The sequence below is a fragment of the Micromonospora sp. NPDC049201 genome, from assembly GCF_055586805.1.
Map to the genome: position 1 here is coordinate 151,431 of NZ_JBVJHM010000002.1, position 12,703 is coordinate 164,133.

Below are 12,703 nucleotides of genomic sequence, written 5' to 3' on the forward strand. Positions count from 1 at the left end.
GCCGGCGGCGGTTCGCCGCGCCGCGCGGTGGCAAGGTGGCGAACCACCCCACCGGGCCGTAACGTGCCCGACATGGCCTTTCGGACGTGGGGCAGGCTGCTGCTCACAGCGCTCGGGGTGAGTGTGCTGGCCGCTGCCGGCCAGCTCGGCGTCGCGTACGGCTTCGGCGTCGTCCGCCTCGACGGCGCGTTCGTCGACGTCTCGGTCAACCGCTGGCCCGCCCAGCTCGTCTGGGTCGCCTGGTTCGCCGCCGTCGCGACCGTCGCCGGGGCCGTCGTCACCGAGCGCCTCGCCCGCCGCGACGACCTCCCCGGTGGCACCACCGAGCTGCTCTCGATCGCCGGCGTCAGCGCGCTCGGCGCGATCGTGGTCGCCCCGCTCTGCATGCAACCGGCCCGCGCCGCCGAGCTGGGCGGCTCCGTCGACCCGGTCTGGGCGGCCGGCATCTGCGCCGTCCTGGGTGCGGTGGTGGGCGCCGGCGCGGCGATCGCCGTGCTGCTCAAGCCGCCGTTCGGCTGGGGCGTCGCGATCACCACCGGAATCGTCTGGCTGCTGGCGCTGCTCTCCGTCGCACCCACGATCGTCGCCAACCGGCCGCTGGCCACCGTACGCCTCGGGGTGCTCGAACCGTCCTGGCTGGGCGCCCCGGCGGCGCAACGCCTGGCCATGCTGCTGCTGCCCACGCTGGCCCTGCTCGCGGGCGGCGCGATCGGTGTGCTGGCCCGCCGGGCCGGGCATCCGCCACTGGTGGGCGGCGCGGCCGGCGCGGCCGGGCCGGTGCTGGTGGCGTTCGCCTACCTGACCGCCGGTCCCGGCACGGCGGCCGACCGCTACCAGCTCGCGCCCTACTACGGCGCGCTGATCGCGGTCGCGGCCGGGGCGCTCGGCGCGACCGCCACCTCGGTGCTGCCCCGGCCGGGCAACTCCGACGCCGTCGACCCGACCGACATCCTCGCGCCGCTGCCGGCCAGCGCGCCCGTTCCGACGACGCCGGCCGGCACCGCGCCGGTGCCGGCCACGACCGGCGCGCCGGCTCCCGCGCACTGGGACTGGCCGGAGGCCGGCGGGTCCGTCACGCCGCCGCCGTCGGCGCCCCGACACGCCGGTCCGGCGTCGTCCGTCGACGACGAGCGACCGGCCCGGTCGGTCACGCCGGCCGGTGGCCGGCACGACGAGGATCCGGCCCGCACGTCCCCGATGCCCGGCCTGCTGCCACCGGGCCGGCGCACCTCGGCCATCGACGTCCTCGCCGCCGGCCGCCCCGAGCCGCAGCCGTCGACCGGGCCGCTCCCGGCCGGCTCCGACACCTCCGGAACAGGGACCGCCGGAACGGGCACCACCGGAACAGGCACCACCGGACCGGGCACCAGCGAGTCGGACACCGATGGGGCCGGGGCCGACGAGTCAGGGACCGACGGGCGGGGGGCCGACGAGCCGGGGACCGACGGGCGGAGGGCCATGCGGCCGGTTTCCGCACCGGAGGCGACCGGCACCGGTCCGACGTCCGTCGCGGTCACGCCGACGACCACCGCCCCGGCGCGGACGAGGGCCACGATCCCGACCACGGGGGCGCCCACCGGCTCGACGAAGCAGAAGGCCGACGGCACCGCGGAGCAGACGTCCGACACCGCGGCGGAGCAGAGGTCCGACGGCACCGCGACGCGGAAGTCCGACAGCACGGCGGAGCAGACGGCGGACGTCACGGCGGGACGGGCGGAGGCCGCGCCACGCGCCACCCGGGCACGCCGGAGCCGCGCCGCCACCCGGCCCACACCGCTCGCGGACGATGCGACAGGCGACCCGGCCGAAGCCCCCCGGACCGGGCGCTCGGGCCGCACCCGACCGACGCGTCCCACCGGTGAGGACACCGGCCCGTCCGCAGCCGCGCCACCCGCAGCCACGCCGTCCCCGGCCACGCCGGTCACGGCGGCCGGTGCCACCGACGCCGCCGACGTGGCCGGCCCTGGCCGGGCCGCCGACGCGGTGAGAGCCACCCGACCGGCCGGGGCTGCCGATGCGATCGGAGCCGCCGACAGAGTCGGAGCCGTCGACGCGGTCACCACGGCGACGGGCCCGGTCCCGGACGGCACCGACGCGGGTGGCACCGACATGCCGGGCGGAACGCGAACCGGGGAGCCGACGGCCCCGCCGCAGCCGGCCCGGCGGCCACGCAGCTTCTTCTTCGACCCCGAGCCGGCCGAGCAACCCGCGCCCGCGTCCCCCCGGCCACGGTTCCCGATCTTCGAGGACGCCACCGAACGAGCGGGAGACGTGCGCCCGGCCTGGCCGATCACCCCGCCGGCCGGCCGGCCGGCCCGTCCGCCCGCCGCCACCACGCCGCCGGCCACCGGCCGGGACGGCGACGGCGCGACCGACCGGGCCGAACCGGCGCCCCGTCTCCGCCATCAGGGCCTGCCCGAGCCGGGTCGGAGCACCGGGTGGGACGCGCTCGCCACCAACGCCCGCCCGGCCGGCCGGACCGCTGCGGAGGAGGCCGTGCCGGCGCGGGCCGACGGCGCGAGGACCGTCACGACCGTGCCGGAGCAGGCCATCGGCTCGGGTTCCGGCTCGGGCTCGGGCTCGGGAGCCGGAGCCGGGAACGACGACCGGGAGGCGTCCCGGGGACGGCACGCCGGGGCGGACGACGCCGAGGCGGCCGGCGGGAAGTCGAAGACCCGGCGCGGACTGTTCCGGCGTAACCGGGACAAGGGCGGCCCGGAGCCGGCCGACGAGACCGCCGAGCCGGGCACCACGACCGACGACGAGTACGTCGACTGGGTCGCCGGACTCGCCTCGGACGACAACGCCGACGACGCCCGCTCCCTGCGGACCGGCCGGCACCACCGCGACTGAGCCGACCCGGGGGCCGGGCCGGACCGCGCCCGGCCCCCGGTCACGCTCAGGCCAGCGGCAGGTATACCTGCGAGCCGGCGGCGACGAACTCCTCGGACTTGCCGCGCATGCCCCGCGCCGCGTAGTCCTTCAGCTCCTGGGTGATCTTCATGGAGCAGAACTTCGGTCCGCACATCGAGCAGAAGTGCGCGGTCTTGGCCGGCTCGGCCGGCAGCGTCGCGTCGTGGTACGCCCGGGCCGTCTCCGGATCGAGCGCCAGGTTGAACTGGTCCTCCCAGCGGAACTCGAACCGCGCCTTCGAGAGCGCGTCGTCCCACGCCTGCGCACCGGCGTGCCCCTTGGCCAGGTCGGCCGCGTGCGCCGCGATCTTGTACGCGATCACGCCGGCCTTCACGTCGTCCCGGTCCGGCAGCCCGAGGTGCTCCTTCGGCGTCACGTAGCAGAGCATCGCGGTGCCGAACATGCCGATCATGGCGGCGCCGATCGCGGACGTGATGTGGTCGTACGCGGGCGCGATGTCGGTGGTCAGCGGGCCCAGCGTGTAGAACGGCGCCTCGTGGCACCATTCCTGCTGGAGGTCCACATTCTCCTTGATCTTGTGCATGGGCACGTGCCCCGGGCCCTCGATCATCACCTGGACGTCGTGCTCCCAGGCCACCGTGGTCAGTTCGCCGAGCGTACGCAGCTCGGCGAACTGCGCCTCGTCGTTGGCGTCCGCGATGGACCCGGGACGCAGCCCGTCACCGAGCGAGAACGTCACGTCGTACTTCGCCAGCAGCGCGCACAGCTCCGGGAAGTTCGTGTAGAGGAAGTTCTCCTCGTGGTGCGCCAGGCACCAGGCCGCCATGATCGAACCGCCCCGGGAGACGATGCCGGTGACCCGGTCCACGGCCAGCGGCACGTACGGCAGCAGCACGCCGGCGTGCACGGTCATGTAGTCGACGCCCTGCTCCGCCTGCTCGATCACGTTCTCCCGGAACACCTCCCAGCTCAGCTTCACCGGGTCCCCGCCGACCTTCTCCAACGCCTGGTAGATCGGCACGGTGCCGATCGGCACCGGCGCGTTACGCACGATCGCCTCGCGGGTCTGGTGGATCCGCCTGCCGGTGGAGAGGTCCATCACGGTGTCCGCGCCCCACCGGGTCGCCCAGGTGAGCTTCTCCACCTCCTCGGCCACCGACGAGGTGACCGCCGAGGTGCCGATGTTGGCGTTCACCTTCACCAGGAACGCCTTACCGATGATCGCCGGCTCGCACTCCGGGTGGTTGACGTTGAGCGGCAGCACGGCCCGGCCGGCGGCGATCTCGTCCCGGACGAACTCCGGCGTGACGCCCTCCCGGATCGCCACGAACTCCATCTCCGGCGTGACGGTCCCGGCCCGGGCGTACGCGAGCTGGGTCGGCCGCGTTCCCGCCAGCGGGCTGCCGGCGCCCCGCACCGGCGCGACGTCGCCCCGCTCGGCGATCCACGGCCCGCGCAGCGCGGGCAGCCCCACCTCCGGGTCCGATCCCGGGCCCGAGGTGTCGTAGAGCCGCACCGGCGGGTTGTCCCCGGTCAGCGTCACCTCCGCGAACGGCACCCGGATGTCCGGCCGCGACCCTTCCACGTACACCTTGCGACGTGCCTGCATGACAGCCTCCCTGTCGCTCAAGCGGACCAGCCGAAGTGGTCCAGCGGGCCGCGTCCCGCGCCCAGCTCCCAACCCCGCGCGCCGGTCAGCGCGCGGGTCACGTACTCCTTGGCGGCGGCCACCGCGACCGGCGCCGCGTCGCCGGCCGCCAGTCGGACCGCGACGGCGGCGGCGAACGAACAGCCGGTGCCGTGGTTGTGCCGGGTGTCCACCCGGGGCGCGCGCAGCAGCCGCGTGGTGCCGCCGCCGGCCAGCACGTCCACCGACTCGCCCGCCGCGTCGACGTCGCCGCCGGTCACCACCACGAACGTCGGCCCCCGCGCGGCCAGCGCCTCGGCCGCGGCGACCATCTCCTCGACCGTGCCGACCGGGCGTCCGGTGAGGGCCGCGGCCTCCGCGCAGTTCGGCGTCGCCACCTCGGCGTACGGCAGCAGCCGCTCGACCGCCTCCGTCACGCCGAGCCGGTGCCCGCTGGTGGCGACCAGCACCGGGTCGACGACGAGGCGGGGCAGTCGCCCGTCCCGGGCCGCCCCGGCCACCGCCTCGGCGACCGCCGGCGTGCCGAGCATGCCGGTCTTCACGGCCCGGACGTCGAAGTCGCCGAGCACGCTGTCGAGCTGGTCGCGGACGGTCTGCGGGGGCAACGGCAGGACGGCGTCCACGCCGCGCGTGTTCTGCGCGGTGACGGCCGTGAGCACGCTCGTCCCGTACGCGCCGAGCGCGGCGAACGTCTTCAGGTCCGCCTGGATGCCGGCGCCGCCGCCGGAGTCGGAGCCGGCGATGGTGAGTAGTACCTGCGGCGTCACTGCGTTCCTTCTCTGGTTGCGGTGGGGGCTGCGGCCGACCGTGCCCACTCCGGGCGGTCAGGCTTGATCCCTGCGTGGTCACGGTCGGCCGCAGCCCTCTCGTGGGGATCTCCGCCGTCGGGTGGGGGGTGCGCGACAACCGGGGTGAACGCCTCCTGGAAGGCGCTGCCCAGCGCGGTGGCGGTTTCGGCGGGATCGGAGGCGCGCATGATCGCGCCGAGCGCGGCGACGCCGATGGCACCCGCGTCAACACAGGCCGTGACCTGGGCCGGGGTCTCGATGCCGCCGAGCGCGAGCACCGGCACCGGGCTGACCGCGACCAGCGCGCGCAGCCCTTCCGGGCCCAGCGGTGGGCCGTAGCCGGGTTTGGTGCGGGTGGGGAGGACCGGGGACAGCGTCGCGTAGTCCTCGGTGGTCAGTCGCGTCAGTTCGGCGGCGTCGTGGCAGGAGCGACCGACCAGCCCGAGGCGCGGCGGCGGGTACGGGCCGGCGGCCGGCAGGTGCACGGCGTCGCCGTCGAGCGGGTCCGGTCCGGCCACGATCAGCGTGCCGCCGACGTCGGCCAGGACCGCGCGCAGCTCGACGGCGAGCGCCAGGCGCTCGGCGCGCGGCAGGTCCTTCTCCCGCAGCACCACCCACCGCACTCCCCCGTCGACGGCTGCCGCCACCACCTCGACGAGCGGCGCCCGCGCGACCCGCCGATCGGTCAGCAGCACCACTCCGGCCGGGCAGTCGCGGATGCTGGTACGCGTCCGCCCGCCGGGAACGGTGGCGACGCGGGTGCCGGTCACAGGTCGGGCCGGCCGTCGTCGGGGGTGGACGGGAGCGCGTGGGAGCGGCGGGGGATGCGGCCGGCGCCGTACGCGAGGCGCCCGGCCTCGACCGCGTGGCGCATGGCGGTGGCCATGGCCACCGGGTCGGCGGCGCGGGTGACGGCGCTGGCCAGCAGCACCCCGTCGCAACCCAGCTCCATGGCGAGCGCGGCGTCGGAGGCGGTGCCGATACCGGCGTCGAGGATCACCGGCACGTCGACGGCCTGCCGGATCAGCCGGATGTGGTGCGGGTTGCCGATGCCCAGACCGGAGCCGATCGGCGACCCGGCCGGCATCACCGCGGCGCAGCCGACGTCGGCCAGCCGCCGGGCCAGCACCGGATCGTCCGACGTGTACGGCAGCACGGTGAACCCGTCGGCGACCAGCTCCTCGGCGGCGCGCAGCAGCTCCACCCCGTCGGGCAGGAGCGTGCGCTCGTCGCCGATCACCTCCAGTTTCACCCAGTCGGTGTCGAACGCCTCCCGGGCCAGGTGCGCCGTCTTCACCGCCTCCACCGCGGTCCGGCAGCCGGCCGTGTTCGGCAGCAGCCGTACCCCGCACCGCTCCAGCAGGTCGAGCAGCCCGCCCGCGCCACCCGGCGTGGTGTCGACCCGGCGCAGCGCCAGCGTCACCACCTCCGTGCCGGACGCCCGGACCGCCGCCTCCAGCACGTCCAGGCTGGCCACGCCGCCGGTGCCGAGCACCAGCCGGGAGCCGAGCGGCACGCCGCCGATCTCCAGGGACATCCCGGTCACCCGCCCTGCGCGGCGCTGAGCACCTCGACGCGGTCGCCGTCGCGCAGCACGCTCGCCGGCCAACCACCGCGCGGCACCACCTCGCCGTTGACCGCGACCGCGAGGCCGCGCTGCTGACCGGTGACCGCGCGGACCACCTCGGCGAGCGTGACGCCGTCGGGCAGCGTCCGCCCGGTGCCGTTGACGATCAGTTCCACAGGCGCTCCTTCGAAAACCGTGCCGGGCTGAAGGGGGCGAGCGCCGGATCCGGCTCGCCGTTGACGATCAGTTCGGTGACCAGGTCGGCGGTGACCGGGGTGAGCACGATGCCGTGCCGGTGGTGCCCGGTGGCGGCGAGCACGCCGGGTCGGCCGGGCAGCACCCCGATCACCGGCGCGTTGTCCGGCGTGCCCGGGCGCAGCCCGGCGGCGGCCTCCACCAGCGCGTACTCGGTCAGCTCGGGGACCAGCTCGGCGGCGGCGTGGAGCAGCCGAAGCACACCGCCGGCGGTCACCTCGACGTCCGCGCGTTCCTCCACGGTGGCACCGACCACCACCTCGCCGTCGGCCCGGGGCACCAGGTAGACCGGCTCGCCGTCGGCGTACCCCCGGATCACGTGCCGGAAGCCCGGCGGACCGCCGGCGGGCGCGCGGAGCCGCAGCACCTGGCCCTTCACCGGCCGGACCGGCAGCCCGGTCAGCGCCGCCGCGCCGCAGCCGGCCGCGACCACGGTGACCCGCGCGTCCACCTCGGACAGCGTGCCGACCCGCGCCGGCCGGAACGTCACGCCGGCCCGCTCCGCCGCGACCCGCAGCGCGGCGACCAGGCGACGCGGGTCGACCTGGTGGTCGCCGGGCGCGACCGCGCCGCCGCGCACCCGGGTGGCCAGCGCCGGCTCGCGGTCGCGCAGCGCCGACGGGCGCAGCGGCGTGATCGGCAACCCCAAACCCTGCTGGTACGACCACAGCCGCCCCGCCTCGGCCAGGTCGTCGGCGGTGAGCCCGACCACCAGCGTGCCCTCGGTGCGGTGGCCCAGGTCGACGCCGCTCGCCTCGGCCAGCTCGGCGGCGAACGCCGGCCACCGGGCCGCGGACTCGACAAGCAGCCCGGTCAGCTCCCGCTCGCCGAAGTACGCCTCGGCGACCGGGGCGAGCATGCCGGCGGCCACCCGCGACGCGCCCGACCCGGGCCGGTCGTCGTACACGCTCACCCGCAGCCCGCGCTGCGCGCACCGCCACGCGATCGCCAGCCCCACCGGCCCCGCCCCCACCACCCCCACCTCGGAAAGGACGGGCCCCCTGTTAACGCATTCGGTAGAGGAGGGGCCCCCGCTTAACACGTCAGCGCACCGAGCAGCTCGGCGGTGGCGTGCGCGGGGTCGGCCGCCTCGGACAGCGCGCCGACCACCGCCACCCCGTACGCCCCGGCCGCCCGCAACGCCGGCACCGCCGCGGCGGTCACCCCGCCGATGGCGATCACCGGCACGGTCACCGCCGCGGAGACCGCGCGTACCCCGTCCGGGCCGATCGGCGCGGGCAGCCCCGGCTTGGTGGTGGTGGCGTGGCAGGGGCCCACACCCAGGTAGCTCGCTCCGGCGGCGACCGCGGCCCGGGCGGCGCCCGGCTCCCGGGCGGTCGCGCCGAGCACCGCGTCGACGCCGAGCACCCGGCGGGCGGCGGCCACCGGCAGGTCGTCCGCCCCGACGTGGCCACCGGCCGCGCCCACCGCGAGCGCCACGTGCAACCGGTCGTTGACCAGGCAACACGTGCCGTACGGCCGGCACGCCTCGACCACCCGGCGGGCCAGCTCGTACGCCTCCCGGTCGGTGGCGTCGTCCGTCACGCGGACCTGTACGACGAGTTCGGCGCGGCCCACCGGCAGCGCGGCACGCAGCACGCCGAGCGGATTCCGCCCCGGTCGGGTGTCGGTGATGAGATGCAGTCGTCCCAGGGACGGCACGGCAACGCTCCTCCCTGCGCCGGCATTACCCGGATCAGGTTCAACGGTCGGGGGCTGTCAGCCCCCCTCTCAGCCCGGTCCACACCGGGCTCCCGTGGGTCACTTGCGGCTACCGTACGACGCCTCCCCGCCGTACGGAAGACCGGGTGAGTTTTTTCCCAGGACCGCGCCACCCGACGGACCGGGACGGCGGGTGACCGTCGAGTGACGACACGCTGCCAGGATGTCGACCCACGCCCGCGTCCCGCGTTGCCTGGCGGTCCTGCCGTTCCGGGGTAGTCGAGCCGTCAACGAAGGGCTGCGCACCCGGCCGATGCTGCGCGGGCCGACGTGGAGACAGCCATGACGTTCCCCTCACCGAGTGCCCACCCAACGGGTGGGCGGGACGTCAGAGGAGGGCGTCGAGGGCGTCCAGGTCCTCGTCGGTGGGCTGCCAGGTGCCCGCGTCGGCGTTGGCGCGTACCTGGTCCGGAGTGGTCGCGCCGGCGATCACCGAGGTCACCGCCGGCCGGGCGGCCAGCCCGCCGATGGCCACCTGGAGCATGCTGATCCCACGCTCGGCGGCGTACGCCTCGATGGCCTCGATGGTGTCCCAGCGCGCCGCCGCCAGCCGCTCGGCGTACCGGCCGCCGCCGGCCAGCCGGCTGCCCGTCGGGGGCGCCTCGCCCCGCTTGTACTTGCCGGTGAGCAGCCCGTTGGCGAGCGGGAAGAACGGCAGCATGCCGAGGCCGAACCGCTCGCAGGCCGGGATCACCTCGTCCTCCACCCCCCGCTCCAGCAGCGAGTAGTGGTTCTGCGCGGAGATGAACCGGGTACGCCCCGCCGACGACGCGGTCCAGTCGGCGTCGGCGATCTGCCAGCCGGCGAAGTTGGAGTTGCCGAGGTAACGCACCTTGCCGGCGGTCACCAGGTCGTCCAGCGCGGCGAGCGTCTCGTCGATCGGCGTGCCCGGGTCGGGCTCGTGCATCTGGTAGAGGTCGATGTGGTCGGTGCCGAGCCGGCGCAGCGACGCCTCGACCGCGCGGGCGATGTAGCGACGGGCGCCCCGGGCACCGTGGTCCGGCCCGTTCGCGCCGTGCATGTCCATGCCGAACTTGGTGGCGACCACCACGTCGTCGCGGCGCCCCTTGAGCGCCTGACCGAGCAGTTCCTCGGAGCCGCCCTGCGGTTCGCCGTAGATGTCGGCGGTGTCGAAGAAGGTGATCCCGGCGTCGAGCGCGGCGTCGACCACCGCCCGGGTGCCGTCGCTGTCGAGTTTGCGGCCGAAGTTGTTGCAGCCGATGCCGACCACGGACACCACGAGTCCGGAGTCGCCCAGCCGACGGTAGGTCATCTCACTCACGAGTCCCACCCTATGCCCGCCGCCGCCCGAGCACGGGACGAGCCCGACCGGCTGCCACCGGGCCGGGCCCGCCGGCCCGGGCGTCTCAGCCCAGCGCGTCGGCGACGAGCGCCCGGGCGGCACCGACCGTCGCCGCCAGCTCGACCGGGGTACGCCCCAGCGCGCCGAGCAGCGCCTGCGCCCGGGCGGTGAGGTCCGGTGGCGTGCCCGGCAGCCGCCCGGCCGAGGCGAGCATGCCCTTCTCGTTGACCAGCCATCGCCCGGCCCGGCCGTGCAGCGCCTGCGCGAGCACGCCGACCACCCGGAACAGGCACCCCGCCACGTACCCGGCGTCGCCGCCGGCCGCGCCCTTGGCCGCGCCGTCGAGCAGCAGGCCGGTCTCCCAGCCGCCGGCCACGAGTGCCGCGCCGAGCGCGGGCGGGTAGTGGACGGTCTCGGCCCGCAGCGCGGTCAGCTCGCCGGTCGGGTCGCCCAGCACCCGGCCGAGCGCGACCTCCCCGGCGTACGCGGGCGAGTAGAACCCGAGCGGGTGCCCGGCCTGCACCTCGACCGTGTAGCGGCCGGCACGGCAGTCCGCCCAGACCCGGTGCACCCGGTCCAGGTCCCGGTAGATCCAGTCCACCGCCACCCCGCCGACGCGCAGCCAGCCGCCGCCGTCGACCCAGGGGCCCCAGCCGCCGGGTGCGGTGAGGTCCACCGGGCTGTCGGCGACCGAGTCGGCGACCGCGCGCAGCCCGGCCACGTCCGGCGTACCCCGGTAGTAGAGGCCGACGTCCCAGTCGGAGTCGGGCCGGTGTTCGCCGCGGGCCCGGCTGCCGCCGAGCGCCACCGCGACCACGCCGTCGACCGCGCAGAGCCGGTCGACCAGCTCCTGGTCGATCATCCGACGTCCCAGACCGGCTCCGGCGTCTCCACCACGTCCCCGTCGCCGCGGAACAGCACGAACCGGTCGAAGGTCCGGGTGAACCACCTGTCGTGCGTCACCGCGACCACCGTGCCGTCGAACGCGGTCAGCCCAGCCTCCAGCGCCTCGGCGGAGGCCAGGTCGAGGTTGTCGGTCGGCTCGTCGAGCAGCAGCAGCGTGGCCCCGGACAGCTCCAGCAGCAGCACCAGGAAGCGGGCCTGCTGGCCGCCGGAGAGCGTGCCGAAGCGCTGGTCGCCCTGGCCCGCCAGCTCGTAGCGGGACAGCGCCGCCATGGCCGCGTGCCGGTCCATGCCGGCCCGGTGCTCGTCGCCGCGCCACAGCACCTCGACAAGCGTCTTCGCCATCAGCTCCGGGCGGTCGTGGGTCTGTGAGAAGTGCCCCGGCCGGACCCGGGCGCCGAGCCGCACCACACCGCCGTGCGCGACCGGCGCGAGCGCGGCAGCGCCGTCGACAGGCGTGTTGCCCGGCTCGGGGTCGGTGCCGCCGCGCGCCAGCAGACGCAGGAAGTGCGACTTGCCGGTCCCGTTCGCGCCGAGCACCGCGACCCGGTCGCCGTACCAGAGTTCCAGGTCGAACGGGTAGGTCAGGCCGTCCAACTCAAGCTGCTCGGCGATCACCGCGCGCTTGCCGGTCCGCCCGCCGGTCAGCCGCATCCGGATGTCCTGGTCCTTCGGGGGTACGGGCGGCGGCCCGGCCTCCTCGAACTTGCGCAGCCGGGTCTGCGCGGCCTGGTAGCGGGAGGCCAGCCCGTCGTTGTACGCGGCCTTCTGCTTGTACATCAGCATCAGTTCGCGCAGCTTCTGGTGTTCCTCGTCCCAGCGCCGGCGCAGCTCGTCGAGGCGGGCGTGCCGGGCCACCCGCGCGTCGTGCCAGCTCGCGAAGCCGCCCGGGTGCACCCAGGCGCTGCCGCCCTCCACGGCGACCACCCGGTCGGCGGTCTGTGCCAGCAGCTCCCGGTCGTGCGAGACGTAGAGCACCGACTTGGCGGACTCCCGCAGCCGCGCCTCCAGCCACCGCTTGCCTGGTACGTCGAGGAAGTTGTCCGGCTCGTCGAGCAGCAGCACCTCGTCCGGGCCGCGCAGCAGCAGCTCCAGCGCGAAGCGTTTCTGCTGGCCACCGGAGAGCGTCCGGACCGGTCGGTCCCGGGCGGCGTCCCACGGCAGGTCCAGCACGATGGTGGTGACGGTGTCGAAGAGCACCTCGGCGTCGTACCCGCCGGCTTCGCCCCAGGCGGCCAGCGCGTCGGCGTACGCGAGCTGGGCCTTGCCGGCGGCGGAGCTGAACTTGCCCCGGACCTCGGCCGTCCGCATGGCCGCCTCGGTCTCGACCAGCCGGTGCCCGGCGTCGCGCAGCGCCGGCGGCGCGAGTGACAGGGCCAGGTCGGCGAGCGTCGACTCGTCACCGATCATGCCGACGAACTGCCGCATCACGCCCAACCCGCCGGCGCGGGCGATCGCGCCGGTGGGCACCGGCAGGTCACCGGCGACCATCCGGAGCAACGTCGTCTTGCCGGCGCCGTTGGGGCCGACGAGCGCCACCTTGGCGCCCTCGCCGACCCGGAACGACACGTCGCGGAACAGCTCCCGCCCGTCCGGGAGGATGTGCCCGACCCCTGCCACGTCCACGTATCCCACGCGGGCAT

Annotated in this window: 11 protein-coding genes and 1 riboswitch; of the genes, 1 reads left to right on the top strand and 10 read right to left on the bottom strand. The window is 75.8% G+C overall.

The features are described 5' to 3' along the window. Positions 1-72: 72 nt before the first annotated feature. Entirely contained in the window at positions 73-2,853 is a 2,781-nt protein-coding gene (locus ACZ6O5_RS04360; RefSeq protein ID WP_465974427.1) for a hypothetical protein, read from the top strand. A gap of 46 nt (positions 2,854-2,899) precedes the next feature. Here the strand turns inward: ACZ6O5_RS04360 and thiC are convergent, their stop codons facing one another. From thiC to ACZ6O5_RS04410, 10 genes are all read right to left on the bottom strand, one after another. Then, positions 2,900-4,483: a phosphomethylpyrimidine synthase ThiC gene (gene thiC / locus ACZ6O5_RS04365; protein ID WP_465974428.1), complete on the bottom strand. Its 1,584-nt coding sequence runs from the start codon at positions 4,481-4,483 to the stop codon at positions 2,900-2,902. 17 nt (positions 4,484-4,500) lie between these two features. Next, the gene (gene thiD / locus ACZ6O5_RS04370) at positions 4,501-5,289 is read right to left on the bottom strand and encodes a bifunctional hydroxymethylpyrimidine kinase/phosphomethylpyrimidine kinase (RefSeq protein ID WP_465974429.1); all 789 of its coding nucleotides are present in this window, start codon (positions 5,287-5,289) and stop codon (positions 4,501-4,503) included. Then, positions 5,286-6,029 (bottom strand): thiamine phosphate synthase, encoded by a 744-nt coding sequence (locus ACZ6O5_RS04375; RefSeq protein WP_465975024.1) that lies wholly within the window; start codon positions 6,027-6,029, stop codon positions 5,286-5,288. The genes thiD and ACZ6O5_RS04375 overlap by 4 nt, the downstream gene beginning before the upstream one ends. Before the next feature lie 47 nt (positions 6,030-6,076). Then, positions 6,077-6,847 carry a thiazole synthase gene (locus ACZ6O5_RS04380; RefSeq protein WP_465974430.1) on the bottom strand — a complete coding sequence of 257 codons (771 nt, stop codon included), beginning with the start codon at positions 6,845-6,847 and terminating at the stop codon, positions 6,077-6,079. Between the two features lie 5 nt (positions 6,848-6,852). Further along, positions 6,853-7,053 carry a sulfur carrier protein ThiS gene (gene thiS, locus ACZ6O5_RS04385; RefSeq protein WP_357297993.1) on the bottom strand — a complete coding sequence of 67 codons (201 nt, stop codon included), beginning with the start codon at positions 7,051-7,053 and terminating at the stop codon, positions 6,853-6,855. Continuing rightward, the gene (thiO, locus tag ACZ6O5_RS04390; RefSeq protein WP_465974431.1) at positions 7,044-8,174 is read right to left on the bottom strand and encodes a glycine oxidase ThiO; all 1,131 of its coding nucleotides are present in this window, start codon (positions 8,172-8,174) and stop codon (positions 7,044-7,046) included. The genes thiS and thiO overlap by 10 nt, the downstream gene beginning before the upstream one ends. After that, positions 8,168-8,794 (bottom strand): thiamine phosphate synthase, encoded by a 627-nt coding sequence (gene thiE, locus ACZ6O5_RS04395; RefSeq protein WP_465974432.1) that lies wholly within the window; start codon positions 8,792-8,794, stop codon positions 8,168-8,170. Before thiE ends, thiO begins: the two co-directional genes overlap by 7 nt. Then, positions 8,789-8,900: riboswitch (TPP riboswitch) on the bottom strand. (Overlaps the previous gene by 6 nt.) 282 nt (positions 8,901-9,182) lie before the next feature. Beyond that, positions 9,183-10,145: an aldo/keto reductase gene (locus ACZ6O5_RS04400; RefSeq protein WP_281938076.1), complete on the bottom strand. Its 963-nt coding sequence runs from the start codon at positions 10,143-10,145 to the stop codon at positions 9,183-9,185. 76 nt (positions 10,146-10,221) lie between these two features. Further along, the gene (locus tag ACZ6O5_RS04405) at positions 10,222-11,019 is read right to left on the bottom strand and encodes a nucleotidyltransferase family protein (RefSeq protein ID WP_465974433.1); all 798 of its coding nucleotides are present in this window, start codon (positions 11,017-11,019) and stop codon (positions 10,222-10,224) included. Then, positions 11,016-12,695, bottom strand: a complete 1,680-nt coding sequence (locus tag ACZ6O5_RS04410; RefSeq protein ID WP_465974434.1) for an ABC-F family ATP-binding cassette domain-containing protein — start codon at positions 12,693-12,695, stop codon at positions 11,016-11,018. The genes ACZ6O5_RS04405 and ACZ6O5_RS04410 overlap by 4 nt, the downstream gene beginning before the upstream one ends. Between the last annotated feature and the right edge of the window lie 8 nt (positions 12,696-12,703).

What these genes read in the sequence shown, in the direction of transcription:
- ACZ6O5_RS04360 (WP_465974427.1), top strand. Translation starts at nt 73, where the DNA reads ATGGCCTTTCGGACGTGGGGCAGGCTGCTGCTCACAGCGCTCGGGGTG.
- ACZ6O5_RS04380 (WP_465974430.1), bottom strand. Translation starts at nt 6,847, where the DNA reads ATGTCCCTGGAGATCGGCGGCGTGCCGCTCGGCTCCCGGCTGGTGCTC.
- ACZ6O5_RS04405 (WP_465974433.1), bottom strand. Translation starts at nt 11,019, where the DNA reads ATGATCGACCAGGAGCTGGTCGACCGGCTCTGCGCGGTCGACGGCGTG.
- thiC (WP_465974428.1), bottom strand. Translation starts at nt 4,483, where the DNA reads ATGCAGGCACGTCGCAAGGTGTACGTGGAAGGGTCGCGGCCGGACATC.